The following is a 26,424-nucleotide window of genomic DNA, read 5'->3' as shown; positions in this document are numbered from 1 at the left end:
AGTAAAATAAGAAATCTATCTTTAGAATGGGAAACCTTGGCTAAAAGATAGATTCTTATTTTTTTAGAAAGGCGGGAAATCATGTTCTGGATTATACGTGTTCTATGTCGATTGTTACTAGGGATTTGGCGCATGTTCTGGCGCCTTGTGTGGACTCTTGTAGTCTTAATTCTCATTGCTTTAGGGATTCTCTGGTATGTGACGGGAGATTTATCTGGTGTCTTCAATCAAGCGGGGAAACTTGTTCAAGTTGGTCAAGCAGGTTGGCATCAATGGCAAGAAACTGGTAAGTTGCAAGGCTTGTCTCAGACTGATCATCATCAAGATTCAGGAGTAAAATGGCCTCAAGCGCAGGCAACAATTTATATTGATCCCCAAATGGATGCAACCTTTCAAAAGGCTTATGTTGAGGCTATTACCAATTGGAATCAGACCGGTGCTTTTAATTTTGTAGTTGTGACAGAACCTGACCAAGCAACTATTTTTGCGACTGAAATGAATAATGGTTCCACATCTGTTGCCGGTGAGGCGGAGAGTCAGACGAATCTCCTTACCAAACAATTCACTTCAGTGACCGTTCGTTTGAATCATTATTATTTATCTAATCCAAACTATGGCTATACCTATGATCGCATCTTGCATACAGCCGAGCATGAGCTAGGACATGCCATTGGCTTGGAACATACTAATGAAGTGTCAGTCATGCAACCAGCAGGTTCTTATTATGGTATTCAGGCTCAAGATGTTCAAGCAGTTCAAGAACTATATGAGTCTGGAGAATAAGTGATTTTTAAACGAAAAATAGAGCTCCCTGATGTAAGCAATGAGGGGAGCTTTTTGCTATAATGGAACTATGAATAACTTGATTAAATCAAAACTGGAGCTCTTGCCGACCAGCCCTGGTTGTTACATTCACAAGGATAAAAACGGCACGATTATCTATGTAGGAAAGGCTAAAAATCTGCGTAATCGCGTGAGGTCCTATTTTCGTGGGAGTCATGATACCAAGACAGAAGCCTTGGTGTCTGAGATTGTAGATTTTGAGTTTATTGTCACGGAGTCCAATATTGAGGCGCTTCTTTTAGAAATTAACCTGATCAAGGAAAACAAGCCCAAGTACAATATTATGCTCAAGGACGATAAGTCCTATCCTTTCATCAAAATTACCAATGAGCGCTATCCTCGCTTGATTATTACTCGTCAGGTCAAAAAAGATGGTGGATTATACTTTGGTCCCTATCCTGATGTGGGGGCAGCTAATGAAATCAAGAGACTTCTGGATCGGATTTTCCCATTTCGCAAGTGTACCAATCCACCATCAAAGGTCTGTTTTTATTACCATATTGGCCAGTGCGTGGCTCACACTATCTGTAAGAAAGACGAGGCTTATTTCAAAGCCATGGCTCAAGAAGTCTCTGATTTTCTAAAGGGTCAGGATGACAAAATCATTGATGATCTCAAAAGCAAGATGAACTTGGCGGTCCAGAGTATGGAATTTGAACGTGCGGCGGAATATCGAGATTTGATTCAGGCTATTGGTACCCTTCGGACCAAACAAAGAGTCATGGCCAAGGACCTCCAAAACCGTGACGTATTTGGTTATTATGTGGATAAGGGTTGGATGTGTGTTCAGGTCTTCTTTGTCCGTCAGGGCAAGTTGATTGAACGCGATGTCAATCTCTTTCCTTACTACAATGATCCAGATGAGGATTTCTTGACCTATGTGGGACAATTTTATCAAGAAAAATCTCATCTGGTTCCCAATGAGATTTTGATTCCTCAGGATATTGATGAAGAGGCCGTTAAGGCCTTGGTGGATACCAAAATTCTCAAACCCCAACGTGGGGAGAAAAAACAACTGGTTAATCTGGCTATCAAAAATGCGCGTGTTAGTCTAGAGCAGAAGTTTAATCTGTTAGAGAGATCAGTTGAAAAGACTCAAGGGGCTATTGAAAATCTGGGACGACTTCTACAAATTCCAACCCCAGTCCGCATCGAGTCCTTTGATAACTCCAATATCATGGGGACTAGTCCAGTTTCTGCCATGGTAGTTTTTGTTAACGGCAAACCGAGCAAGAAGGATTACCGCAAGTACAAGATTAAGACAGTTGTTGGGCCAGATGACTATGCTAGTATGCGTGAGGTCGTTCGCAGACGCTATGGGCGCGTCCAGCGAGATGGTTTGACACCGCCTGACTTAATCGTTATTGATGGAGGACAAGGTCAGGTAAATATTGCTAAGCAAGTTATTCAAGAAGAGTTGGGGTTGGATATTCCTATTGCGGGTCTGCAAAAAAATGATAAGCACCAAACCCATGAATTGCTCTTTGGAGATCCGCTTGAGGTGGTGGAATTGTCTCGTAATTCTCAGGAATTTTTCCTCCTCCAACGCATCCAAGATGAGGTCCATCGCTTTGCCATCACCTTCCACCGTCAACTGCGCTCTAAAAATTCCTTCTCCTCTCAATTGGATGGAATTGAAGGCCTGGGTCCGAAACGCAAGCAGAATCTTATGAAGCATTTTAAATCTCTCACTAAAATCAAGGAAGCCAGTGTGGATGAGATTGTCGGAGTTGGGGTACCAAGAGCAGTAGCAGAGGCTGTTCATCAACACTTGAATCCCCAAGAGCGTGTAGAACTAGCTCAGGTTGCTGAGTCTCCTGCTGAATACTAGTGATAAAGTAGCAAGGAAAGGTTTTTGCTTTAGCGAGTGCAAGCTAGTCAGAATTATGGTAAAATAGATAAGATATGACTAAAGAATTTCATCATGTAACGGTCATGCTCCATGAAACTATTGATATGCTTGATGTGAAACCTGACGGTATTTACGTTGATGCGACCTTGGGTGGAGCAGGCCATAGCGAGTATTTATTAAGTAAACTAAGTGAAAAGGGGCATCTCTATGCCTTTGACCAGGACCAGAATGCCATTGATAATGCGCAAAAACGTCTGGCGCCTTATATCGAAAAAGGGATGGTCACCTTTATCAAGGACAACTTCCGTCATTTGCAGCTACGTTTGCAGGAAGCAGGTGTAGAAGAGATTGATGGTATTTGTTATGACTTGGGAGTTTCTAGCCCGCAGTTGGATCAGCGTGAGCGTGGTTTTTCTTATAAAAAGGATGCGCCACTGGATATGCGGATGAACCAGGAAGCTAGTTTGACCGCTTATGAGGTTGTCAATCATTATGACTATCATGACTTGGTACGAATCTTTTTCAAATATGGAGAAGATAAGTTTTCTAAGCAGATCGCTCGGAAGATTGAACAGGCGCGTGAGTTGAAACCGATTGAGACAACGACTGAATTAGCAGAGATTATCAAGTCTGCTAAGCCTGCCAAGGAACTCAAGAAAAAAGGTCATCCGGCCAAGCAAATTTTCCAAGCCATCCGTATTGAGGTCAATGATGAATTAGGAGCTGCAGATGAGTCCATCCAACAAGCTATGGAATTACTAGCAGTGGACGGAAGAATCTCAGTCATTACCTTTCATTCACTGGAAGATCGCTTGACCAAGCAATTGTTCAAGGAAGCTTCAACAGTGGAAGTGCCAAAAGGCTTGCCTTTCATCCCAGATGATCTTAAGCCCAAGATGGAATTAGTCTCTCGCAAACCGATTTTACCAAGCAAGGAGGAGTTGGAGGCCAATAATCGTTCTCACTCAGCCAAGCTTCGAGTGGCAAGAAAAATTCACAAGTAAGAGGAAATAATGGCAGAAAACAGAGGAACAACGAGCCAATTGCTACAAGCTCGTATAAAAAAATTTTCGCGTGTTGAAAAGGCCTTTTACCTTTCAATTGCTATCACAGCCCTGATCTTAGCAGTAAGTGTTGTCTATATGCAAACAAAACTCCTGCAAGTTCAGAGTGAGTTAACAACAGTTAATAATCAAATCGAAGAAAAGAAGACCGAACTAGATGATGCCAAGCAAGAAGTTAATGAATTGATCCGATCAGAACGCTTGACAGGAATTGCAGACTCGCAAGAGTTGCAGTTAAATAATGAAAATATCCGATCGGCGGAGTAGTATATGAAAACCTGGAAAGAAAGAATAATACACTTTGCCATTAAGAATCGCAGAACTCCTCTAGAAAACCGCAGACGAGTTGGAAAAAGCCTTAGTCTCTTGGCTATCATTCTCTTTGCTGTTTTTTTGGTTAACTTTGCGGTGATTATTGGTACGGGAAAGAAGTTTGGTGTTGACCTGGTCAAAGAAGCTTATAAGGTTCATCAAACAACTCGAACAGTCCCTGCTAAGAGGGGAACCATTTATGATCGTAATGGAACTCCGATTGCAGAAGATGCAACCTCCTACAATGTTTATGCGGTCATTGATAAGGATTATAAGTCTGCGAATGGAGATATTCTATATGTTGAGGAATCTCAGTACAATAAGGTAGCCGAAATTTTCCATAAGTACTTGGATATGGAGGAGACTTACGTCAAAGACCAACTCTCTCAACCGAATCTCAAACAGGTTTCTTTTGGTGCTAAAGGAAATGGGATTACCTATGCTAATATGATGTCCATTAAACAGGACTTAGAATCTGCTAAGGTTGAGGGTATTAATTTTACGACTAGTCCAAATCGAAGTTATCCAAATGGAAAATTTGCCTCATCCTTTATTGGTTTAGCACAGTTACATGAAAATGAAGATGGCACGAAAAGTCTAATTGGGACATCGGGTATCGAGAGTTCCTTAAATAGTTTATTGGCAGGGACAGATGGTATTATTACTTATGAAAAAGACCGTCTAGGTAATATTGTTCCTGGTACAGAACAAGTCACCCAACAGACCGTAAACGGGAAAGACGTCTATACGACCCTATCTAGTCCTTTGCAGTCCTTTATGGAAAGTCAAATGGATGCCTTCCAAGAAAAACTAAAAGGCAAGTATATGACTGCGACCTTGGTTAGTGCTAAGACGGGAGAGATTCTCGCTACAACTCAGAGACCAACTTTTGATGCGGATACAAAAGAAGGTATTACTGAGGATTTTGTTTGGCGAGACCTTTTATATCAGAGCAATTACGAACCTGGTTCAACCATGAAGGTCATGACCTTAGCTGCTGCTATTGACAATAAAACATTCCCTGGAGGCGAATATTTTAATAGTAGTGAATTAAAGGTTGCTGATGCGACTATCAGAGACTGGGATGTTAATGATGGCTTATCAGCTGGAAGTATAATGACTTACTTACAAGGGTTTGCTCACTCAAGTAATGTGGGTATGACCTTGCTCCAACAAAAGATGGGGGATGCTACTTGGTTAGAATACCTTAATCGATTCAATTTTGGAGTTCCAACCCGTTTTGGTATGCCTGATGAGTATGCTGGACAACTGCCTGCAGATAACGTTGTTAATATTGCCATGAGTGCTTTTGGTCAAGGGATTTCTGTTACTCAAACACAAATGCTTCGTGCTTTCACAGCCATTGCGAATGATGGGGTTATGCTTGAACCGAAGTTTATTAGCGCCCTTTATGATCCAAATGATCAGTCAGTTCGGAAGTCGCAAAAAGAAGTTGTGGGTAATCCTGTTTCTAAAGAAACGGCTAGTTTGACTAGGGAAAACATGATTTTGGTTGGTACAGACCCTATTTATGGGACCATGTATAATCGTAATGATCATAAGCCAGTAATTACTGTACCTGGTCAGACTGTTTCTGTAAAATCAGGAACTGCCCAGATTGCTGACGAAGAAAAAGGGGGATACTTAAAGGGGGTTACCAACTATATCTACTCAGTAGTTTCGATGAATCCAAGTGAAAATCCTGATTTTATCCTCTATGTCACAGTTCAACAACCAGAACACTTTTCTACACCTTGGTTTGGAGAATTTGCTAATCCTATTCTTGAACGAGCTTCTGCCATGAAAGATATATTAAATCTCCAATCAACTGCTAAGAATTTAGACCAAATAACTACTACAACTAGTTATGCTATGCCTAGCATTAAGGACTCTAGCCCTGGAGATTTAGCTGAAGAACTCCGTCGTAACCTTGTACAACCAATTGTTATCGGTTCGGGAACAAAAATCAAAGAAAGCTCTGTAGCAGAAGGAACCAATCTAGACGCCAATCAGCAAATCTTACTCCTTTCAGACAAGGTAGAAGAGATGCCTGACTTATATGGCTGGTCTAAGAAAAATGTTGAAACCTTTGCCAAATGGCTGAATCTTGAAGTTGAGTTTGAAGGTACAGGAGAAACTGTTAAAAAGCAAAGTGTTCGTTCCAATACAGCTTTAAAAGATTTACAGAAAATAAAAATAACATTAGGAGATTAGAATGCTTATTTCTATCTTTGCTGGAGTGATTGCCCTTATTCTAACAGTCATAGGAATTCCAGCCTTTATCCGTTTTTACCATAAAGCACAGATTACCGGTCAACAGATGCATGAGGATGTGAAACAACACCAAGCAAAAGCTGGGACACCAACAATGGGAGGACTCGTCTTTCTCATAGCAGGAGTTTTAGTTAGTCTGGTCCTTGCTCTCGTGACTAATCAATTAACCAATAATGTCGGAATGATCCTCTTTATCCTGGTCTTATATGGTTTGGTCGGTTTCTTGGATGATTTCCTCAAGGTTTTCCGTAAAATCAACGAAGGACTTAATCCTAAACAAAAACTCTTGCTCCAGTTAGTCGGAGGAGTGATCTTCTATTTCTTCTATGAAAGAGGAGGAGATATCTTAAATGTATTTGGTTATCCCTTGCATTTAGGTGTTCTGTATATTCTCTTTGCCCTCTTTTGGTTGGTTGGCTTTTCAAATGCAGTTAATTTGACTGACGGAATCGATGGCTTGGCAAGTATTTCTGTGGTGATTAGCCTATCTGCCTATGGAGTGATTGCCTATGTGCAAAATCAGCTCGATATCTTACTAGTGATTGTAGCTATGATTGGTGGTCTTCTTGGCTTCTTTGTCTTTAACCACAAGCCTGCTAAAGTTTTCATGGGGGATGTAGGTAGCCTAGCCCTTGGAGGGATGTTGGCGGCTATTTCCATGGCACTGCACCAAGAATGGACGCTGCTTTTGATTGGTCTGGTGTATGTTTTTGAAACAACATCTGTTATGATGCAAGTCACCTACTTTAAGTTGACTGGAGGAAAACGTATCTTCCGTATGACACCAGTTCACCACCATTTTGAGTTGGGGGGCTTTTCTGGTAAAGGTCGGCCTTGGAGTGAGTGGAAAGTCGACTTCTTTTTCTGGGGAGTGGGTTTGCTCGCTAGTCTCTTGACTTTGGCTTTCATGTATTTATTCTAAAAATAGAATATTGATTATAAGAGAGAAGGATTTATGCCCTTCTCTTTTTCTATTTGTAGCAGTTTATTGCATCCCCATCTCAAAAATAGGTAAATTTATGGTAAAATGGAGAAAGAGAGTTGAAATGATGAGTTATTTTAAAAAGTATACATTTGATAAATCTAAGTTTAAGTTAGGGATGCGAACGTTTAAAACAGGAATCGCTGTTTTTTTAGTTCTCATGATTTTTGGTTTTTTTGGTTGGAAAGGACTTCAGATTGGAGCTCTTACTGCAGTTTTTAGTTTAAGAGAAGACTTTGATAAGAGTGTTCACTTTGGGACATCTCGTATCTTAGGGAATAGTATCGGTGGTTTTTATGCCCTGATTTTCTTTCTCTTAAATAATCTTTTTCACGGCGCCTTCTGGGTAACCCTCCTTGTTGTTCCGATTTGCACCATGTTAACCATTATGACAAATGTTGCTATGAACAACAAAGCAGGTGTTATCGGGGGAGTTGCTGCTATGTTGATTATTACCTTATCAATTCCGAGTGGAGAGACTATTTTGTACGTGTTTGCTCGTGTATTTGAAACTTTTATGGGTGTTTTTGTTGCAATTCTTGTAAATTACGATATTGATCGTTTACGGATCATTTTACTGAAAAAAAACAAAATAATGTCACAAGATATAACATTATTGATTGACGATTGAATTTTTTTAGACTATAATAGACAGAAAGAAGGAAGTGTACATGAAGGAAAAAGAATTTCGTCGCAATATGGCAGTTTTTCCTATTGGTAGTGTTATGAAACTGACCGATCTTTCGGCGCGCCAAATTCGTTACTATGAAGACCAGGAATTGATTAAACCTGATCGCAACGAAGGTAATCGCCGTATGTATTCTTTGAATGATATGGATCGATTGCTTGAGATTAAAGATTATATCTCTGAAGGTCTTAACATTGCTGCCATTAAGAAAAAATATGCTGAACGTGAGGCGAAGTCTAAAAAACCAGTGAGTCAAACTGAAGTACGTCGAGCACTTCGGAATGAAGTTCTCCAGCAAAGTCGCTTTGCTTCTCAACAATCACCTTTTGGTCGCGGTTAGGCAACCGCAAGTCGTCAAATATAAGGAGAAAAACCATGCCAATCACAGCTGCAGATATTCGTCGTGAAGTTAAGGAAAAAAATGTAACCTTTATCCGTCTCATGTTTTCAGATATTTTGGGAACGATGAAAAACGTCGAAATTCCTGCTACAGATGAACAACTAGACAAGGTCTTGTCAAACAAGGCTATGTTTGATGGATCTTCTATTGAAGGGTTTGTTCGTATCAATGAATCAGATATGTACCTATACCCTGACTTGGACACTTGGACAGTCTTTCCTTGGGGAGATGAGAACGGTAGTGTCGCAGGATTGATTTGTGATGTCTATACAACAGAAGGGGAACCATTTGCAGGAGACCCTCGTGGAAATCTTAAATGTGCTCTTCGTCATATGGAAGAAGTTGGATTCAAATCTTTCAACCTTGGACCAGAGCCAGAATTCTTCCTATTTAAGCTTGATGAAAATGGAGACCCAACTCTTGAAGTGAATGACAAGGGTGGTTACTTTGATTTGGCGCCTACAGACCTTGCTGATAACACTCGTCGTGAAATTGTAAATGTCTTGACTAAAATGGGATTTGAAGTAGAAGCCAGTCACCACGAAGTTGCCGTAGGTCAACATGAGATTGACTTTAAGTATGATGAAGTTCTTCGTGCTTGTGATAAGATTCAAATCTTTAAACTTGTTGTAAAAACCATTGCTCGTAAACATGGTTTGTATGCAACCTTTATGGCTAAACCTAAATTTGGTATTGCTGGATCAGGTATGCATTGTAATATGTCCTTGTTTGACGCGGAAGGAAACAACGCTTTCTTTGATCCAAATGATCCAAAAGGAATGCAATTGTCAGAAACAGCTTATCACTTCCTTGGTGGTTTGATCAAGCACGCTTACAATTACACAGCTATTATGAACCCAACCGTTAACTCATACAAACGTTTGGTTCCAGGTTATGAAGCGCCTGTTTATATTGCATGGGCAGGTCGCAACCGTTCACCACTTGTCCGCGTACCAGCTTCACGCGGTATGGGAACTCGTTTAGAGTTGCGCTCAGTAGACCCAATGGCAAACCCATATATCGCTATGGCCGTTCTTTTGGAAGTTGGTTTGCACGGTATTGAAAACAAAATCGAAGCACCAGCGCCAATCGAAGAAAACATCTATATCATGACTGCAGAAGAGCGTAAAGAGGCTGGCATCACAGACCTTCCATCAACTCTTCACAACGCTTTGAAAGCCTTGACAGAAGACGAAGTGGTTAAAGCAGCTCTAGGTGAACACATCTACACTAGCTTCCTTGAAGCCAAACGAATTGAGTGGGCAAGCTATGCAACCTTCGTTTCACAATGGGAAATTGACAATTACCTAGATCTTTACTAATGATAAATCAGAAAGATTGTCCGTGAGGACGATCTTTTTTTCTTGCAAATTATATCGAGCTGTGATATATTTTATATAACGAGGTGCGATATATCGAACTAAATAGGAGGTCTGATTAAATGGAATTAACAGATAAGATTAGGCGGGTTTACCTTCCTATGACTGAAACAGGTTTTTATATTCTGTTTTGTCTGCAAAAGGAGAACCACGGCTATGGTATTACGCAAAAGGTTAAAGAGATGACAGATTCACAGGTTTCCATTAGTCCTGGGACCATGTATGGAACCCTGTCAAAGATGGAAAAAGATGGTTTGATTTCCTTTGTTCGAGAAGAGGAAAAACGTAAAATTTATCAGATAACAGACTTGGGTCGAAAAGTTTTAGAGATTGAGTTGAAACGTATTGAGCGACTCTATAGAAACAGTCGGGAGGAACTTTGATGGAAAAGAAAGTTGTTTATAGAATTGCTACCATTGCGGATTATGATAGAGAGGCTCTCTATCTCGGAGAAATGCATGCTCAGGGCTGGAAACTTAAGGAAGTAAGCTACTCTATCTTAGTAGTTGCGGTTAAGTATACTTTTGAAAAGTGCCAACCGGAGCAGGTGGTTTATCAGTTGGACTTTTATCCTATGAAAAAGTCAGAGAGAGCTTCCTATTTACAACTATTTAAAGATTGTAGCTGGGAGCATATTACAGACTTTAATGGTTTTTCCTATTTTAGAAAGCTTTATTCTGGAGTTGAGTCAGATGCCGAGTTTGAAATTTATAATGACGCAGCAGGGAAGTTAGCGATGGTCAAGAAGATTTTAACAATGCGGATGCTTCCTATTTTGCTTCTCTTTTCAGCGCTACTACCGGTTTTTTCAAAGTTACTCAGTGGAAGAGGTTATTTCAGTTGGGGAATGTTTTTGATTGTTAGCATAGACTGTACTTTATTGATAGTTTTTGCGATTCAGATTTCTTATATTTTTTGGAGATTGTTTCAAAAGTGGAAAGAATTATCTGATAAATAAAATCATTTTGGAGGTTAGACAATGAATAGCAAAGTACAATTTCGAATGTTTACCATTTTTGATTTGGATAAGGTAGAAGATTATTTGCATGAGATGCATTTGAAAGGTTGGAAATTTAAATCGAATCGTTTTGGCTTTTTCTATTTTGAACAATGCCAACCAGATGATGTGATTTACCGTGTGTGGAATACTAGCTACCTTAGAAAAAATGAGACGGAGTTACAAAGTGTTAAGGATAGAGACTGGGAATTTGTGGAGGGGTGTTCTTATTCTGTTTTTCGAAAAGCAACTTGTGATGTAGATTTAAATGATCCATCTTTCATGGATAATCGTCTTCAATGGGCTGATGTGAAATCTAGACTTCGTACATCTACAGTTTCTATCTCTGGCGGTCTAGTTATTTGTATGAGCTTGTTTCGTGAAAGTCTCTCTCAGTCTTTCTTCCTTATTTTTGCCCTTTATGCCCTCATGATTTCTTACCTAATCTATAGTTTTTATAGACTTAAAAAGAAATATCTTGAGAATGTAAGATGATTTTCTAGGTCTTCAGACTGATTTTTAGCACTCTTGGCAAAAGAGTGCTAATTTTTTGAGTTTTTGTCTTGACATTCTTTTCTAAGGGTGTATAATAGAATCATAAGTTAGCACTTTGAGGTTACGAGTGCTAAAAAGATCTATCAGAGAGGAGTAGCGAGATGGTTACAGAACGTCAGCAGAATATTTTAAATCTGATTATTGACATCTTTACCAAAACGCACGAACCTGTTGGATCTAAGGCCTTGCAAGAGTCTATCAACTCTAGTAGTGCTACCATTCGAAATGATATGGCAGCTTTAGAAAAGCAAGGTTTACTTGAAAAGGCACATACTTCCAGTGGTCGTATGCCGAGTGTGGCTGGTTTTCAATACTATGTCAAACACTCCCTATCCTTTGACCGTTTAGCTGAAAATCAAGTTTATGAGATTGTAAAAGCCTTTGATCAAGAATTCTTCAAGCTTGAGGATATTCTTCAAGAGGCAACGAGAATCTTGACAGACTTGAGTGGTTGTACGGTTGTAGCACTGGATGTAGAACCAAGTAGGCAGAAGCTAACAGCTTTTGATATTGTTGTCCTCGGGCAACATACAGCTCTTGCTGTTTTTACGCTTGATGAGTCTAGAACAGTTACCAGTCAGTTTTTGATTCCGAGAAATTTCTTGCAGGAGGATTTGAACCGCCTCAAGACCATGATTCAAGAACGTTTCCTGGATCAGACTGTTTTGGATATTCACTACAAGATTCGGACAGAGATTCCGCAGATTATCCAACGTTACTTTACAACGACGGACAATGTCATGGACCTCGTCGAACATATCTTCAAAGAAATGTTCAATGAAAATATCGTGGTTTCTGGGAAAGTCAATCTTTTGAATTTCGCTAATTTAGCAACTTATCAATTCTTTGATCATCCACAAAAAGTAGCTTTGGAAATTCGAGAGAATTTGATTGGAGACCAGATGCAGAGCATCCGAGTTGCGGATAGCCAAGAATCTTGTCTTGCTGACTTAACAGTGATTAGCAGTAAGTTCCTGATTCCCTATCGTGGATTTGGAATTCTTGCGATTATAGGTCCGGTAAATCTGGATTATCAACAATTGGTCAATCAACTCAATGTAGTTAATCGAGTTTTGACTATGAAGTTGACGGATTTTTACCGCTATCTCAGCAGTAATCACTATGAAGTGAATTAAGATTGAAATCATTAAAGGAGGCGAAAATGGCCCAAGATATTAAAAATGAAGAAGTAAAAGAAGAGGAAGTTGTGGAAACAGCTGAAGAAACAACTCCTGAAAAGTCTGAATTGGACTTGGCCAATGAACGTGCCGAAGAATTTGAAAATAAATACCTTCGTGCTCATGCAGAAATGCAAAACATTCAGCGCCGTGCCAACGAAGAGCGCCAACTCTTGCAACGCTATCGCAGTCAAGATTTGGCAAAAGCTATCTTGCCATCACTCGACAACCTCGAACGTGCCCTTGCCGTCGAAGGGTTGACAGATGATGTGAAGAAGGGCTTGGAAATGGTCCAAGAAAGTTTGGTACATGCTCTGAAAGAAGAAGGTATCGAAGAAATCCCAGCAGATGGAGAATTTGACCATAACTACCACATGGCTATTCAAACAGTTCCAGCTGATGATGAGCATCCAGCAGACACCATCGCACAAGTCTTCCAAAAAGGCTACAAACTACATGACCGTATCCTACGCCCAGCCATGGTGGTTGTATATAACTAGGCTAGAGAACTTAAAAACCTTGTCCGAAACGACACTAAACTATGAAAGAAAGATAAGAGGCAAGCCTCCGGCTTGCAAAGCAGATATTTCCCACCGTGGTGAAAGTTTCAGTAGCTTGTGCTACTGAAACAGGGGATTTTTGAGACAGTAGGCTCAAAAATAAGTGATGAAATCCCGAAGGGAGTTGCTCACGTCCCCACCACTTAAGGGGAAATATCAAAAAGAAAAATAGAAAATAAAATTTAAGGAGAAAAACACATGTCTAAAATTATCGGTATTGACTTAGGTACAACAAACTCAGCAGTTGCAGTTCTTGAAGGAACTGAATCAAAAATTATCACAAACCCAGAAGGAAATCGTACAACTCCATCTGTAGTGTCATTCAAAAACGGTGAAATCATAGTTGGTGACGCAGCAAAACGTCAAGCAGTCACAAACCCAGACACAGTCATCTCTATCAAATCTAAGATGGGTACTTCTGAAAAAGTTTCTGCTAACGGCAAAGAATACACTCCACAAGAAATCTCAGCTATGATTCTTCAATACTTGAAAGGTTACGCTGAAGAATACCTTGGTGAAAAAGTAACCAAAGCTGTTATTACAGTTCCTGCTTACTTCAACGATGCACAACGTCAAGCAACTAAAGACGCTGGTAAAATCGCTGGTCTTGAAGTAGAACGTATCGTCAACGAACCAACTGCAGCAGCTCTTGCTTACGGTTTGGACAAGACTGACAAAGAAGAAAAAATCTTGGTATTCGACCTTGGTGGTGGTACATTCGACGTATCTATTCTTGAATTGGGTGATGGTGTCTTTGACGTATTGGCAACTGCAGGGGATAACAAACTCGGTGGTGACGACTTTGACCAAAAAATTATCGACTACTTAGTAGCAGAATTCAAGAAAGAAAATGGTATCGACTTGTCAAACGACAAGATGGCTCTTCAACGTTTGAAAGACGCAGCTGAAAAAGCTAAGAAAGACCTTTCTGGAGTGACTTCAACTCAAATCAGCTTGCCATTTATCACTGCTGGTGAAGCTGGACCTCTTCACTTGGAAATGACTTTGACTCGTGCTAAATTCGACGATTTGACTCGTGACCTTGTAGAACGTACAAAAGTTCCAGTTCGCCAAGCCCTTTCAGATGCAGGTTTGAGCTTGTCAGAAATCGACGAAGTGATACTTGTCGGTGGTTCAACTCGTATCCCTGCCGTTGTTGAAGCTGTTAAGGCTGAAACTGGTAAAGAACCAAACAAATCAGTAAACCCTGATGAAGTTGTTGCTATGGGTGCTGCGATCCAAGGTGGAGTGATCACTGGTGACGTTAGAGACGTTGTTCTTCTTGACGTAACACCATTGTCACTTGGTATCGAAACAATGGGTGGAGTCTTTACAAAACTCATCGACCGCAACACTACAATTCCAACTTCTAAATCACAAGTCTTCTCAACTGCAGCTGACAACCAACCAGCCGTTGATATCCACGTTCTTCAAGGGGAACGCCCAATGGCAGCAGATAACAAGACTCTTGGACGTTTCCAATTGACAGATATCCCAGCTGCACCTCGTGGTATTCCACAAATCGAAGTAACATTTGACATCGATAAGAACGGTATCGTATCTGTTAAAGCCAAAGATCTTGGAACTCAAAAAGAACAAACAATTGTTATCCAATCAAACTCAGGTTTGACAGATGAAGAAATCGACCGCATGATGAAAGATGCAGAAGCAAACGCTGAAGCAGATAAGAAACGTAAAGAAGAAGTAGATCTTCGTAACGAAGTAGACCAAGCTATCTTTGCGACTGAAAAGACAATCAAAGAAACTGAAGGCAAAGGATTCGATGCAGAACGTGATGCTGCCCAAGTTGCCCTTGATGATCTTAAGAAAGCTCAAGAAGACAACAACTTGGACGACATGAAAGCAAAACTTGAAGCATTGAACGAAAAAGCTCAAGGACTTGCGGTTAAACTCTACGAACAAGCCGCAGCAGCGCAACAAGCTCAAGCAGGAGCAGAAGGCGCACAAGCAACAGGAAACGCAGCCGATGACGTCGTAGACGGAGAGTTTACGGAAAAATAAGATGCAAAGCCCGTTAAAACCTCACAGTGAAAATAGGAAATCTGACGCAGAAACTTTAGTTTCTAGAAAGATTTGTCTTTTTCACCAAGAGGTTAGGGCGTGCTCAGTTCGGTAAGATGTTGAGGTGTTAAGAAAACGAAAGAAAAATATGAAGCCATCGCCTTGTGCGATGCACAAAAGATGGCTTATCTTTTTTCCGAAGTTTCTAGCCGAAACTCAGTTAAGCCTAACTCGTTAAGAATGTTAATAATGATAAGAAGAAATCCAGAGGTTGCAACCCAGCCTCTGTTTTTCGGTAAAATAGAGGATGTTGCGTATGAAAAAAGTACTTTGTATCATTTATCCTAATTTTTCTCTTTATGAGATAACCGCTTTAACAAGTACTTTAGCCCTGTCTTTTGACGTAACAATTGATTATGTGGCTTCAGAACATTCGATAGTTATATCTGAGGATGGCTTACCCTGTCAACCGACCAAAACATTGGATCAAATCCGTATAGAAGAGTATTCTTGTGTGATTTTGCCAGGAATGGTTAACATTGGACCTGCTCTACAGGATGAGAAATTGATTTCGTTTTTAAGGGGGCTTGGTGAGCAAGATGTCTTAATTGCAGCCATTTCTTCAGCCCCCCTTTTATTAGCCAAAGCAGGCTTGTTGAAGGACACGAAATTTACAGGTGGAATTTGGCAAAACTTCTTTGACTATTTTGAATTTCTTCCTCGTGAGAATTTTCAACCGAAAGTTCTTGTGCAAGATAAACAGATCATTACGGCTATAGGATTCGCACATCAAGAGTTTGCAAGGAAAGTGATTCTAAGTCTAGGGTTGGCAGAGAATACGGACAACTATTTTAAAGAAAAAAACGAGTACTCTGAAGAGGATTTGATATTTACTCTATCAGATGAAGAGTTTGATCAAGTGAAGCGAAGTATAGAAAACACCCTCTAAAGATTTACATGAAATTTATAGAAAGGAACAAAGAGTGTTTGGGAAATTGTAGCCGAGCTCTGAAGTTTCTTACTCAATATAAAAGAAAGGAATTGAACCCGACCTACATCGAGGTTTGATTTACAACATCAATAGAAAGGACAAAGAGTGTTCGGGGAATTGAACCCGAGTTCTGAAGTTTTTTACTCCATAACAATAGAAAGGAACAAGTGTGTTCAGGGAATTGAACACGGGCTACGGACTGTGCCAAAAAGATAGTTTTTTCTAGGACGCAAGCGTCCGTCGTCAAAACTCCTATTTTGGCTGTGCCCGTTTAACGCCCTTTGTATCTTGAATTATGAACAATACTGAATTTTACGACCGTTTGGGCGTTTCGAAAAATGCATCTCAAGATGAGATCAAGAGAGCCTATCGGAAATTATCTAAAAAATATCACCCAGATATCAACAAGGATCCTGGTGCTGAGGACAAGTACAAGGAAGTTCAAGAAGCTTATGAAACTTTGAGCGATGAACAGAAACGTGCTGCCTATGACCAATATGGTGCTGCTGGTGCCAATGGTGGTTTTGGTGGTGCTGGCGGTTTCGGAGGCTTCGACGGAGCAGGTGGCTTTGGCGGATTTGAAGATATCTTCTCAAGCTTCTTTGGTGGTGGCGGTGCATCACGTAATCCAAACGCCCCTCGTCAAGGTGACGACCTCCAGTATCGCGTTCATTTGACTTTTGAAGAAGCTATTTTTGGTACAGAAAAGGAAGTCAAATATAATCGTGAAGCAAGCTGTCGTACTTGTAATGGGTCTGGTGCTAAACCTGGAACAAGTCCAGTTACTTGTGGACGCTGTCATGGTTCAGGTGTGATCAATGTTGATACCCAAACACCTCTCGGCATGATGCGTCGCCAAGTAACCTGTGATGTCTGTCATGGCCGTGGTCAAGAAATCAAAGATCCATGTACAACCTGTCATGGAACTGGTCATGAAAAACAAGCCCATAGTGTACACGTAAAAATCCCTGCTGGTGTGGAAACAGGTCAACAGATCCGCCTAGCTGGTCAAGGTGAAGCAGGATTTAACGGTGGACCATATGGTGACTTGTACGTGGTGGTTTCAGTTGAAGCTAGTGATAAGTTTGAACGTGAAGGAACCACTATCTTCTACAATTTGAACCTCAATTTTGTTCAAGCAGCACTTGGTGATACAGTAGACATCCCTACAGTTCATGGTGATGTAGAATTAGTCATTCCAGAAGGAACTCAGACTGGTAAACGATTCCGTCTACGTGGTAAAGGTGCGCCTAGCCTTCGTGGTGGTGCCCTTGGTGACCAATACGTTACTGTCAATGTCGTGACTCCAACAGGCTTGAACGAACGACAAAAAGCAGCCTTGAAAGAATTTGCAGCTGCAGGTGATCTAAAAGTCAATCCAAAGAAAAAAGGCTTCTTTGACCATATTAAGGATGCCTTTGAAGGAGAATAAAGCATAAAGTAAAAAGAGCCTTCGGGCTCTTTTTCGTGCAATCTTTAGACTTTTAGCATGGGAGAAAGAATCTCCCACTGGTTTACTATTGATATTTTTGAGTTAGCAAGCCAGCCTCATTCATGTCCTGAATGAGTTGCTTGAGTTCTGCTTCCTTGCCAGGCTTAACGGTGACGGTATCAATGCGCTTAATCGCCGAATTATCCTGAATATCCACCAAAGTTAAAGCTTTTTCATAGAATGCGATTCCCTTTTTCATGCTTTCTGGATTCCTCCAAGAGAGAATAAAGTAAGAAGGATTTGATTTCTTTCCGATTTCTTGGAAATATTTCCTGCTTTCCTCCTCTAAAAATTGGAATAAACCATGATTGAATAAGTTGTCTTCTACTGAATAGTAGGAAATCTCTTCTGTGTTTAAGGCATAGACTTTGAGTCGGTTTTTAGTAAGGTTTGGGCTTTCTTTTAGGACTGGGTGGCTATTGACGACATCATCAGAGAAAATCACATAAAAATCTAAGCCCCCACCCTCGAATTGATAGCTTCCATTTGATTCTACTTTTTCAGGAGGCAGGTCAAGGGAGATAAAGATTTGTTTTAAGGCTTCATTTCTTTCTCGGATGTCACTCGGTGAGGCCTTGAACAGATTGGCCAGTATTAGAAATGCCAGGGCTGCAAGAAGGCAGAGGCCACCACAAATAATCAGGATGATCCGCGTCAAAACTTTAAAAAACTATTTCATTTTCATGCCCTCCCTTGTCTATTAAGATCTGCTAACCCAAATGGATTTAAAGGGGAATAAGGAAAGTTGGAGATTTTCTTTACATTAGTTTTCTTCAGTTTTCTGCATTTCTTTTAGTACAGCAAGTCTCGTTTGAACATCTTTTTCCAGGACTTTAAACTTATAGGTCAAATCTTTTTGATATTCCTTGATGAGTTCTTTTTGTTGGTCGATAATTTGCAGGCTATCTTGGATGATATCCAAGTCATCCTTAATGGCTTCAACGCGATCAGTAGTATCTAAAACTTCTTCAGTGATAGCTTGGCGATTCTTAACGAGGAGGTATGAACCGACTGCAGAGCCTGCAAAAAGTAGTAAATTTGATAGTTTCATAGTGACTCCTTAAGCGTTTTTGATTGTTTCAGCGACTTGGGCAAGTTTGTCGAAGTCTGGTTCATGTGCGATAAAGTCAATTTTTAGGTCATCCTCTGCACTATAGCGAGGAACGAGGTGGACATGGGTATGGAAAACCGTTTGTCCAGCAACTTCTTCGCAGTTAGCGATGATATTCATACCTTCAGCTTTGGTAGCTGCCATGACTTTTTGAGCGATCTTTGGTACTTGGGCGAAAAGTTGGCTAGCACTTGCAGCATCCATTTCTAAAAGATTGCGGTAGTGTTCTTTTGGTACGACCAAGGTGTGACCAGGTGTTACTTGTGAGATATCAAGGAAGGCAAGAACTTGATCATCTTCGTAAACCTTTGATGCGGGAATCTCACCTGCGATAATTTTACAAAAAATGCAATCTGACATAAAATCTACCTCTACTGTATTGAATTTTGATATAATATAGCTACATTATACCAGATTTGGAGAAAATATGTTAGAAATAAAAAACCTGACTGGGGGCTATGTTCATGTTCCTGTTTTGAAAGATGTGTCCTTTACAGTCGAGAGTGGACAGTTGGTCGGTTTGATCGGTCTCAATGGTGCTGGGAAATCAACGACCATCAATGAAATTATCGGTTTGTTGACACCTTATAGTGGAGAAATAAACATCGACGGACTAACCTTGGGTGCTAATCCTCGAGAATATCGTCAGCAGATTGGTTACATTCCTGAAACTCCTAGTTTGTACGAGGAATTGACTCTCAGAGAACATATCGAGACGGTTGCTATGGCCTATGGTATTGAGCAAAATCTAGCTTTTGAACGTGTAGAACCGCTTTTAAAAATGTTTCGTTTGGATCAGAAATTAGACTGGTTCCCAGTTCATTTTTCAAAAGGGATGAAGCAGAAGGTCATGATTATCTGTGCCTTTGTCGTGGATCCGAGTCTCTTTATCGTCGATGAACCTTTCCTTGGTCTTGATCCCTTGGCAATTTCAGACTTGATTCAGCTTTTGGATCTTGAAAAGAAAAAAGGCAAGTCTATCCTCATGAGCACCCACGTTCTTGACTCTGCTGAAAAAATGTGTGATTCTTTTGTTATTCTTCACAAAGGACAAGTGAGAGCTAAAGGGGATCTTGAAGAGTTGAGACAAGCTTTTGCCATGCCTCAAGCAAGTCTCAATGATATCTATTTGGCTTTGACCAAAGAGGAGGACAGATGAAAGACTTGTTTCTAAAGCGAAAGCAGGCTTTTCGTAAGGAGTGTGTCGGTTATCTGCGCTATGTGCTCAATGACCACTTTGTCTTGTTTTTACTGGTCTTGGTAGGTTTTCTAGCCTATCAGTATAGTCAACTGCTCCAGCATTTTCCTGAGAATCATTTACCAATCCTAGGTTTAATTGGGATTGTTTCTGTTTTACTCATGCTTTGGGGTGGAATCGCGACCTATGTGGAAGCACCTGATAAGCTCTTTCTCTTAGTAGCTGAAGAAGAAGTGAGAGAACACATCCAGAAGCAAAGTCTGGTCTCCTTCATCTTTTGGGTCAGTGTACAGACTCTCTTCTTGCTTCTTTTTGCTCCTCTATTTTTAGCCATGGGCTTGGGCTTAGGAGTTTTTGGTGTTTATGTTCTTCTGTTAGGAGTCGGAAAATATTTCCTGTTTCAGAAAAAGGCTGGCAAGTTTTTTAGTGCAAATCATCTGGACTGGGACTATGTGATTGCCCAAGAAAGTAAACGCAAGCAGTTCTTGCTTCGCTTCTTTGCCCTCTTTACTCAAGTCAAGGGAATTTCAAACAGCGTCAAGCATCGTGCCTATCTAGACTTTATCCTTAAAGTTGTTCAAAAGGTGCCGAGCAAGATTTGGCAGAACCTCTATCTTCGTTCTTATCTGCGAAATGGGGATCTCTTTGCCCTAAGTCTTCGTCTCCTCTTCTTATCTTTGTTGGCTTTGATCTTTATCGAGCAAGCTTGGATAGCGACAGCAGTGGTGGTTCTATTTAACTACCTCTTGCTCTTTCAGTTACTGGCCCTTTATTATGCCTTTGATTACCAATATTTGACCCAACTTTTCCCGCTAGACAAGGGACAAAAGGAAAAAGGGTTACAGGCAGTTGTCCGAGGATTGACAGGTTTTATTTTATTACTTCAGCTGGTAGTTGGGTTGATTACCCTCCAAGAAAAACTAGCCCTTTTAGCTCTTGTTGGAGTTAGTTTCGTTTTACAATTTCTTTATTTACCTTACCAACTTAAAAGACTGGTTGACGAATAGGCTAAAAACTAGTAGAATAGTAAGGAAACTTTATACGGAGGAAAGAAATGGACTTGGGTGATATTGAGCTAACGCTGACCCCTATCCCTGGGAAAAGCGGAAAAGCTTATATGGGAAGCTACCCTGATGGGAAGCGCGTCTTTATTAAAATGAACACCTCTCCAATCCTACCTGGTTTAGCCAAGGAACAAATCGCTCCTCAATTATTATGGACTCGCCGTTTATCGGATGGGCGTGATATGTGTGCCCAAGAATGGTTGAATGGTAAAATTTTGACCCCTTATGATATGAATCGCAAGCAGATTATCAATATTTTGAGCCGCTTGCATCGTTCGCGTCCTTTGATGACGCAATTGACTCGTTTGGGCTATTCTTTAGAAACACCTTTTGACTTGCTTCAGGCTTGGTTAAAAGATGCTCCAGAATCCTTGAAGAACAATCAATATCTAAGAATGGTAGTAGAGGATTTGCGAGGAAGTTTGCCAAACTTTAGGGAAGATTATGCAACGATCGTTCATGGAGATGTACGACATAGTAATTGGATTGAGACAGAGAGCGGTCTTGTTTATTTAGTGGATTGGGATTCCGTTCGTTTAACGGATCGCATGTTTGATGTGGCGCATATGCTATGTCACTATATTCCAGACTATCAGTGGAAAGAGTGGTTGACTTATTATGGTTACAAATACAACCAAACAGTCATCAACAAACTATTTTGGTATGCTCAGTTATCCTTCTTGAGCCAGATTGCCAAATATTATACAAATGAAGATCTAGAAAATGTCAATCGGGAGATTTATGCCTTGCGCATCTTCCGTGACAAGTATGGAAAGAAGAGATGAGAGTTAGAAATCGTAAAGGGGCAACAGAATTACTAGAGGCTAATCCTCAGTATGTTGTCTTAAATCCTTTAGAAGCCAAAGGAAAATGGCGAGATTTATTTGGGAATGACAATCCTATCCATGTTGAGGTTGGTAGTGGTAAGGGAGCCTTTGTGTCAGGTATGGCCAAGCAAAATCCTAATATCAACTATATCGGGATTGATATTCAAAAGTCTGTTTTGAGTTATGCCTTGGACAAGGTCTTGGAAGTTGCTGTACCCAATATTAAGTTGTTGTGGGTTGATGGTTCTGATTTGACCGACTACTTTGAAGATGGTGAGATTGATCGCTTGTACCTAAACTTTTCAGATCCGTGGCCTAAGAAGCGCCATGAAAAGCGTCGTCTAACCTATAAGAGTTTCTTGGATACCTTCAAGCGTATCTTGCCTGAACACGGTGAGATTCATTTCAAGACAGATAACCGTGGCTTGTTTGAATATAGCCTAGTGAGTTTTTCTCAATACGGCATGAAGCTCAATGGAGTTTGGTTGGACTTGCATGCCAGCGACTTTGAAGGCAATGTCATGACTGAGTATGAAGAAAAATTCTCAAGTAAGGGTCAGGTTATCTATCGAGTTGAAGCAGAATTTTAAGAAAAAGCTTAAAATCGAGCCTTCTGAGTGGTAAGTGGTAAGAGTTTTTAGAAAATCAAATAATTCAATATTTTTAGGAGAACAGAGAAATCTGTTCTCTTTTTTGTTCGCTTAAAATTCTATTTGAGAGGAGTTCAACGATGGTAGGATTAGAGATTGTAATGAATTTAGACACGTTAGAAATCTTTGACGTTATCGATCATGATAAGAATGGAAACAGCGAACAAGCGCCTAAAACCATCCAATTAAGCTTATTTGACTCAATGACGTGCATTTGACAGAAGGAGATAAATTAGGATGGACAGAGAAGCGCTATACAATGAATTAATTCAAAGCGAACCATTAGGTTTCATTGATCCATTTTCTGACCTTGGCGAATTCGATCCTCTTCAGATGAAATTTAAACAACCCGTAAAGGACTTGGTGAATCGATATTCAGGACAACCTTACAGCTTGGCCTGGCAACATAAAATTATGGAAATGCGGAAGTTGTTTATTGCCTATCAGATAGCATTAAATGAAGAAGATAAGCAGATTAACTTTCAGCGAAGAACAAGAAGCGAAGAGTCCAAAGAACATGCTACAACTATTGTAACAACCTATTTGAAATTGGGATTTAGTTTTAAAGAGATTGAGAAGCGTGTTTCTTTATCTTACAAACAACTTCGTCGAGGATGGAAAAGAAGTGATCACATAATGACACATCCTCCTGAATTTTATAGTAAAGGAGACTTATCTGAAGGTTACTGTTTACCGAGTAAAAAGTTACCTAAAAGTATGAGAGTCAATGAGGAGTAATTATCATGAAAGAAGGAGTATCAAAGAAAGGTATCTGTCAAAAATGCGGATGCACGTGGGAAACACCCTGTATTGATGAAAAATGGGGTTGCTGCTGGTGGGTGTGGGTGGACCATGACGAGACTATCTGTAGTCATTGTTTTTGGAAATTAAATGAAGAAGAAATCAGACACTATGAAGAAGATTAATTTACAAGAATGTTTTAGCTTAATCACAAAAGACGGATTAAGAACTCAAAAATTTAAGAATAGCCATCTACAGCTTATCTCTTCAGCTGAAGAAGGAAGACGAGGCTCTGTATTTGCTTATCGTTCAAAAGCGAATATGGTGAAGGCACGTGGTGTTGTTTTAACCTCTGTCGAATCATTGCTGGAGAACCAGGATCAGTTTACACACTGGACTCCTAATGTCTATTGCTACGGAAGCTATAGCGACGCTGGTCGACGGATTACACGTGGCCACTCTGAAGATAATCTTAGACAGATTAACACATTCTACATTGACTTTGATATCACCTCTGCAACTGAAGAAATGACGACAGGAGATATTTTAACCGCTTCTCTGGAGCTAGGTTTTATGCCGACGTTGATTCTAAAATCTGATAAAGGATTTCAAGCCTATTTTGTTCTCTCAGAATCAGCCTATGTTACAGCTCATTCCCAATTTCGAGTGGTGAAGGTGGCCAAAGCGATTTCTCAAAATTTGAGAAATTACTTTGCTCAAACTTTACCAGTAGACTTGACTTGTAACCATTTTGGGATTGCTCGGATTCCTCGAACTGATAATGTCGAATTCTTTGATGCTGACTATACTTATTCGTTCCAGGAGTGGTTAGATTGGTCAATGAAGCAATCAGATCTTCCCTTTCCAAGTAAAAAGCCCAATTTGACGGTTCTTTCAGGCTCTGAAGGGGTGAAACAGATTGATGAACCTTGGTATCAATTGCTGATGAGAGAGGGGAATATCAAAGGTGGAAAAGCCTTGATGGGAAGAAACAACGTTCTTTTCACGCTAGCTTTAGCCAACTTCTCTTCAGGAATCGATCAGGAAGAGTGTGAGGAGGTTCTTTCTAGTTTTAATGCAAATCTAGACGAACCACTCTCTTCAGCTGAATACCATAAGATTATTACAAGCGCCTACTCAGGAAAATATGAAGCTGCTAGTCGTGACTATGTAATGACTTTATGTAAAGCATGGGTCAATCAGGAACTCAAGGCTTCAGATCTCTTTGTGAAGCAACGTTGGTACAAGTTTAAGAAGAAACGTGCTGACAGAAAGAATAGTCATCTTCATGAATGGAAAACAGACGTAATGGCCTATTTAGAAGGCTTCTATCAATCTGAGGATCCATTTATCCAGACGACAAAAAAAGAGATACGAGAGAAGTTGAATATTCCTGAGCGTTCATTAGACAAAGTATTGAAGGTTCTCAAAACAGAGCAAAAGATCTTCTTTACAGTCAAACATGGACGTGGAGGAGGCATCAGATTAGCCTCTATCAAAGCAATCTTACTTTCCCTTATCCAGGTAAAGAGAGAACGTCAGGAGGCTTATATGGCCAACATTGCCACTTTCTTTGAAGAAAGTATAGAGTTCACTCAGAGAGTGATAGAAAAGGTTAAAGATGGGTTTAAACAAACACAACAACTATCTCTATTTGAACTTGATATTGGATAATAAAAAAAACCCGTCAACTGCCTTACATTTATATCTACGATTATTACAAAGATATACATGTACATAAAATAACCTATGGAGGAATGATATGATTTTGATTTTAGTTGGATTATTTAGCCTTATATTTGTAGGAGGATTTTTCTTAGTTCTCTCACTTATAGGGATTCGTCAACAAGTTCGTTTTGAAAACGGATATGATGCTGAGTTAGAGACAGATCAACTGGCAATGATTAGCCAAAATAGAAAGTGAGAAGAAGAATGAAGTACGTAATTTTCAGTTTTGAATTAGGTGACTATATTTGTAATGGGGAGAATAAAGTTTTAGTTTTTGATACCTTGGGACTAGCTTTTCAGTATCTTCAAAAACATTACCGTAAACCACTTCCTGAACAAAGAAAAAAGAGATTGATTCACTATCCTGATGTGTATCAAGCTCCGTTTAGACTTCTAAAAGTTTGTTAGGAAGGAGACAGGTCGATGTCAGAGTTATTCAAAATTATTCGAGGATACTACCTAACAGGGGTTGGTCAGGAACCATTGGCTTATTATTTTAAACTTTCATCGGATAACTTAAAATTTAAGTCTGTTTCTGCAGGGGATGTAGCTTTAACTTTTTATCAAAACGAGGAGAGTATTACTAGCATTCCAGCGATTATTAGAGTAGATAGCGTTATTACCAATGGGAAGACAATTTCAGATTATTTTCAGGAAGAATTGAGAGATCATTATCCAATGTTGCCAATTGTCCATGTATTGGATTCTGAGGAATTTGATCCCTTACTCTTTCAATCAGTGATGACAACTTTTACTGATTTAAAGTCAGAACTGAGAGAATTGTCCAAAGTTAATTGTACTCAAGGATCTATTTTTGATTTTGTGGATGAGGAGGAAATAGGGTGAGAGAACTTTTTACACACATTAAGTTAGCTGTAGGGGCTATTCTCGTTATTTTATTTGTGAGTCTCTCAGTTCTAGGAGGATATAGGATGTATAAAGATCATTTTATCTTAGATTATGATCCTCATCTTACTCAGAAGGAATACCAGAATACTGTACTTGATCAAAATGTAAATCTAGTATTTTATAAAAAAGATTGTCCTTACTGTCAGGTTGGAAAAAGTGTAGTTGTAGATGCAGCCAATAAAGGTTCCTATCCTACATTTTACATTGACACTCAGACAGAAGAAGGTCAAAAGTTGGTAGAAAAATACCAGGTTGAAAAAGCTGCAACTATCATCAAGATTCGTAAGGGAAAAATAAAGAAATATCTATATGCTTCAAGAGATTCAGATGAGAAGATTGTCGCAGATGAGAGAGGGATACAGGAGGCCATAAATGACTAAAAGGGTAAAGCTAAGTAAATGGGCCGAGACAGCTTTTCAAAATGATTGGGAACTATGGCGTACTAGGACAAATGAAGGAATGGTTGTTTTAGGAAAATTATCAGTTGGAACGTTTACCCTACATCGTTTTAATGATGAGGGAGGACAATTAACACATATTTCGCATGATGAAGCTCTTTGGCTAACATTGGATTTGGCACCTGAAAAGATAGGCTGTATTTAAGGAG

At 39.9% G+C, this 26,424-nt stretch carries 32 protein-coding genes; 29 read left to right on the top strand and 3 right to left on the bottom strand.

Annotated elements, in window-relative coordinates; all coding sequences use genetic code 11:
• The first annotated feature begins 81 nt into the window (after nucleotides 1–81).
• From O3633_RS05010 to dnaJ, 17 genes are all read left to right on the top strand, one after another.
• Complete coding sequence (locus O3633_RS05010; protein WP_371620597.1) at nucleotides 82–783, top strand: M57 family metalloprotease; 702 nt, start codon at nucleotides 82–84, stop codon at nucleotides 781–783.
• Nucleotides 784–853: 70 nt separating this feature from the next.
• Entirely contained in the window at nucleotides 854–2,674 is a 1,821-nt protein-coding gene (uvrC, locus tag O3633_RS05005) for an excinuclease ABC subunit UvrC (RefSeq protein ID WP_371620596.1), read from the top strand.
• A 74-nt stretch (nucleotides 2,675–2,748) separates the two neighbouring features.
• A complete protein-coding gene (gene rsmH, locus O3633_RS05000; RefSeq protein WP_000159438.1) occupies nucleotides 2,749–3,699 on the top strand; it encodes a 16S rRNA (cytosine(1402)-N(4))-methyltransferase RsmH in 951 nt (316 codons plus the stop codon).
• 9 nt (nucleotides 3,700–3,708) lie between these two features.
• The gene (ftsL, locus tag O3633_RS04995) at nucleotides 3,709–4,026 is read left to right on the top strand and encodes a cell division protein FtsL (RefSeq protein ID WP_006144939.1); all 318 of its coding nucleotides are present in this window, start codon (nucleotides 3,709–3,711) and stop codon (nucleotides 4,024–4,026) included.
• Between the two features lie 3 nt (nucleotides 4,027–4,029).
• A complete protein-coding gene (gene pbp2x / locus O3633_RS04990) occupies nucleotides 4,030–6,285 on the top strand; it encodes a penicillin-binding protein PBP2X (RefSeq protein ID WP_371620595.1) in 2,256 nt (751 codons plus the stop codon).
• Nucleotide 6,286: 1 nt separating this feature from the next.
• Nucleotides 6,287–7,267 carry a phospho-N-acetylmuramoyl-pentapeptide-transferase gene (gene mraY, locus O3633_RS04985; RefSeq protein ID WP_371620594.1) on the top strand — a complete coding sequence of 327 codons (981 nt, stop codon included), beginning with the start codon at nucleotides 6,287–6,289 and terminating at the stop codon, nucleotides 7,265–7,267.
• 127 nt (nucleotides 7,268–7,394) lie between these two features.
• Nucleotides 7,395–7,958, top strand: a complete 564-nt coding sequence (locus O3633_RS04980; RefSeq protein WP_371620621.1) for an FUSC family protein — start codon at nucleotides 7,395–7,397, stop codon at nucleotides 7,956–7,958.
• A 40-nt stretch (nucleotides 7,959–7,998) separates the two neighbouring features.
• The gene (gene glnR, locus O3633_RS04975) at nucleotides 7,999–8,355 is read left to right on the top strand and encodes a transcriptional repressor GlnR (RefSeq protein ID WP_000659543.1); all 357 of its coding nucleotides are present in this window, start codon (nucleotides 7,999–8,001) and stop codon (nucleotides 8,353–8,355) included.
• A gap of 35 nt (nucleotides 8,356–8,390) precedes the next feature.
• A complete protein-coding gene (gene glnA, locus O3633_RS04970; RefSeq protein ID WP_371620593.1) occupies nucleotides 8,391–9,737 on the top strand; it encodes a type I glutamate--ammonia ligase in 1,347 nt (448 codons plus the stop codon).
• 119 nt (nucleotides 9,738–9,856) lie between these two features.
• Entirely contained in the window at nucleotides 9,857–10,177 is a 321-nt protein-coding gene (locus O3633_RS04965; protein ID WP_049508281.1) for a PadR family transcriptional regulator, read from the top strand.
• Nucleotides 10,177–10,752, top strand: a complete 576-nt coding sequence (locus O3633_RS04960) for a DUF2812 domain-containing protein (RefSeq protein WP_371620592.1) — start codon at nucleotides 10,177–10,179, stop codon at nucleotides 10,750–10,752. The genes O3633_RS04965 and O3633_RS04960 overlap by 1 nt, the downstream gene beginning before the upstream one ends.
• A 21-nt stretch (nucleotides 10,753–10,773) precedes the next feature.
• Nucleotides 10,774–11,286 (top strand): DUF2812 domain-containing protein, encoded by a 513-nt coding sequence (locus tag O3633_RS04955; RefSeq protein WP_371620591.1) that lies wholly within the window; start codon nucleotides 10,774–10,776, stop codon nucleotides 11,284–11,286.
• A 161-nt stretch (nucleotides 11,287–11,447) separates the two neighbouring features.
• Complete coding sequence (gene hrcA, locus O3633_RS04950; protein ID WP_371620590.1) at nucleotides 11,448–12,482, top strand: heat-inducible transcriptional repressor HrcA; 1,035 nt, start codon at nucleotides 11,448–11,450, stop codon at nucleotides 12,480–12,482.
• A 26-nt stretch (nucleotides 12,483–12,508) separates the two neighbouring features.
• Nucleotides 12,509–13,024 carry a nucleotide exchange factor GrpE gene (gene grpE / locus O3633_RS04945; protein WP_045763635.1) on the top strand — a complete coding sequence of 172 codons (516 nt, stop codon included), beginning with the start codon at nucleotides 12,509–12,511 and terminating at the stop codon, nucleotides 13,022–13,024.
• Between the two features lie 258 nt (nucleotides 13,025–13,282).
• Nucleotides 13,283–15,106, top strand: a complete 1,824-nt coding sequence (gene dnaK, locus O3633_RS04940; RefSeq protein WP_371620589.1) for a molecular chaperone DnaK — start codon at nucleotides 13,283–13,285, stop codon at nucleotides 15,104–15,106.
• Between the two features lie 316 nt (nucleotides 15,107–15,422).
• The gene (locus O3633_RS04935; RefSeq protein ID WP_371620588.1) at nucleotides 15,423–16,055 is read left to right on the top strand and encodes a DJ-1/PfpI family protein; all 633 of its coding nucleotides are present in this window, start codon (nucleotides 15,423–15,425) and stop codon (nucleotides 16,053–16,055) included.
• Between the two features lie 337 nt (nucleotides 16,056–16,392).
• Complete coding sequence (gene dnaJ / locus O3633_RS04930) at nucleotides 16,393–17,529, top strand: molecular chaperone DnaJ (protein ID WP_001066325.1); 1,137 nt, start codon at nucleotides 16,393–16,395, stop codon at nucleotides 17,527–17,529.
• Nucleotides 17,530–17,614: 85 nt separating this feature from the next.
• On the opposite strand, the gene O3633_RS04925 is transcribed toward dnaJ, so the two are convergent.
• The 3 genes from O3633_RS04925 to O3633_RS04915 all read right to left on the bottom strand — a co-directional run bounded on the left by O3633_RS04925 (nucleotide 17,615) and on the right by O3633_RS04915 (nucleotide 19,060).
• Nucleotides 17,615–18,247, bottom strand: coding sequence for a hypothetical protein (locus O3633_RS04925; protein WP_371620587.1), 633 nt, complete (start codon nucleotides 18,245–18,247; stop codon nucleotides 17,615–17,617).
• Between the two features lie 105 nt (nucleotides 18,248–18,352).
• A complete protein-coding gene (locus O3633_RS04920; protein ID WP_371620586.1) occupies nucleotides 18,353–18,640 on the bottom strand; it encodes a hypothetical protein in 288 nt (95 codons plus the stop codon).
• A 9-nt stretch (nucleotides 18,641–18,649) separates the two neighbouring features.
• Entirely contained in the window at nucleotides 18,650–19,060 is a 411-nt protein-coding gene (locus O3633_RS04915) for an HIT family protein (RefSeq protein WP_371620585.1), read from the bottom strand.
• Nucleotides 19,061–19,127: 67 nt separating this feature from the next.
• On the opposite strand from O3633_RS04915, the gene O3633_RS04910 reads away from it, so the two are divergent.
• The 12 genes from O3633_RS04910 (at nucleotide 19,128) to O3633_RS04855 (ending at nucleotide 26,420) form a co-directional block, all read left to right on the top strand.
• Nucleotides 19,128–19,859 (top strand): ABC transporter ATP-binding protein, encoded by a 732-nt coding sequence (locus O3633_RS04910; protein ID WP_049526885.1) that lies wholly within the window; start codon nucleotides 19,128–19,130, stop codon nucleotides 19,857–19,859.
• Nucleotides 19,856–20,905 carry an ABC transporter permease gene (locus O3633_RS04905; RefSeq protein ID WP_371620584.1) on the top strand — a complete coding sequence of 350 codons (1,050 nt, stop codon included), beginning with the start codon at nucleotides 19,856–19,858 and terminating at the stop codon, nucleotides 20,903–20,905. Before O3633_RS04910 ends, O3633_RS04905 begins: the two co-directional genes overlap by 4 nt.
• Before the next feature lie 47 nt (nucleotides 20,906–20,952).
• Nucleotides 20,953–21,747, top strand: a complete 795-nt coding sequence (gene ccrZ, locus O3633_RS04900) for a cell cycle regulator CcrZ (protein WP_000362994.1) — start codon at nucleotides 20,953–20,955, stop codon at nucleotides 21,745–21,747.
• A complete protein-coding gene (trmB, locus tag O3633_RS04895; protein ID WP_049508543.1) occupies nucleotides 21,744–22,379 on the top strand; it encodes a tRNA (guanosine(46)-N7)-methyltransferase TrmB in 636 nt (211 codons plus the stop codon). The genes ccrZ and trmB overlap by 4 nt, the downstream gene beginning before the upstream one ends.
• A 140-nt stretch (nucleotides 22,380–22,519) precedes the next feature.
• The gene (locus O3633_RS04890) at nucleotides 22,520–22,657 is read left to right on the top strand and encodes a hypothetical protein (protein WP_224781718.1); all 138 of its coding nucleotides are present in this window, start codon (nucleotides 22,520–22,522) and stop codon (nucleotides 22,655–22,657) included.
• Between the two features lie 19 nt (nucleotides 22,658–22,676).
• On the top strand, nucleotides 22,677–23,177 hold the full coding sequence (locus O3633_RS04885) for a modification methylase Sau96I (protein ID WP_371620583.1): 501 nt from the start codon (nucleotides 22,677–22,679) through the stop codon (nucleotides 23,175–23,177).
• 174 nt (nucleotides 23,178–23,351) lie between these two features.
• Complete coding sequence (locus tag O3633_RS04880) at nucleotides 23,352–24,854, top strand: primase C-terminal domain-containing protein (protein WP_371620620.1); 1,503 nt, start codon at nucleotides 23,352–23,354, stop codon at nucleotides 24,852–24,854.
• An 88-nt stretch (nucleotides 24,855–24,942) separates the two neighbouring features.
• Nucleotides 24,943–25,104 (top strand): hypothetical protein, encoded by a 162-nt coding sequence (locus tag O3633_RS04875; protein WP_000600808.1) that lies wholly within the window; start codon nucleotides 24,943–24,945, stop codon nucleotides 25,102–25,104.
• An 8-nt stretch (nucleotides 25,105–25,112) separates the two neighbouring features.
• A complete protein-coding gene (locus O3633_RS04870; protein WP_000878299.1) occupies nucleotides 25,113–25,316 on the top strand; it encodes a hypothetical protein in 204 nt (67 codons plus the stop codon).
• Nucleotides 25,317–25,331: 15 nt separating this feature from the next.
• Nucleotides 25,332–25,754 carry a hypothetical protein gene (locus O3633_RS04865; protein WP_371620582.1) on the top strand — a complete coding sequence of 141 codons (423 nt, stop codon included), beginning with the start codon at nucleotides 25,332–25,334 and terminating at the stop codon, nucleotides 25,752–25,754.
• Nucleotides 25,751–26,197 carry a thioredoxin domain-containing protein gene (locus O3633_RS04860; protein WP_371620581.1) on the top strand — a complete coding sequence of 149 codons (447 nt, stop codon included), beginning with the start codon at nucleotides 25,751–25,753 and terminating at the stop codon, nucleotides 26,195–26,197. Before O3633_RS04865 ends, O3633_RS04860 begins: the two co-directional genes overlap by 4 nt.
• Nucleotides 26,190–26,420 carry a hypothetical protein gene (locus tag O3633_RS04855; protein ID WP_371620580.1) on the top strand — a complete coding sequence of 77 codons (231 nt, stop codon included), beginning with the start codon at nucleotides 26,190–26,192 and terminating at the stop codon, nucleotides 26,418–26,420. The genes O3633_RS04860 and O3633_RS04855 overlap by 8 nt, the downstream gene beginning before the upstream one ends.
• The last annotated feature ends 4 nt before the right edge of the window (nucleotides 26,421–26,424 follow it).

Source organism: Streptococcus sp. 27098_8_22 (assembly GCF_041432415.1).
Taxonomy (GTDB): Bacteria; Bacillota; Bacilli; order Lactobacillales; family Streptococcaceae; genus Streptococcus; species Streptococcus pseudopneumoniae_M.
The sequence above is the reverse complement of the archived record's forward strand: the minus strand, read 5'-3'. Positions and strand labels throughout refer to the sequence as shown.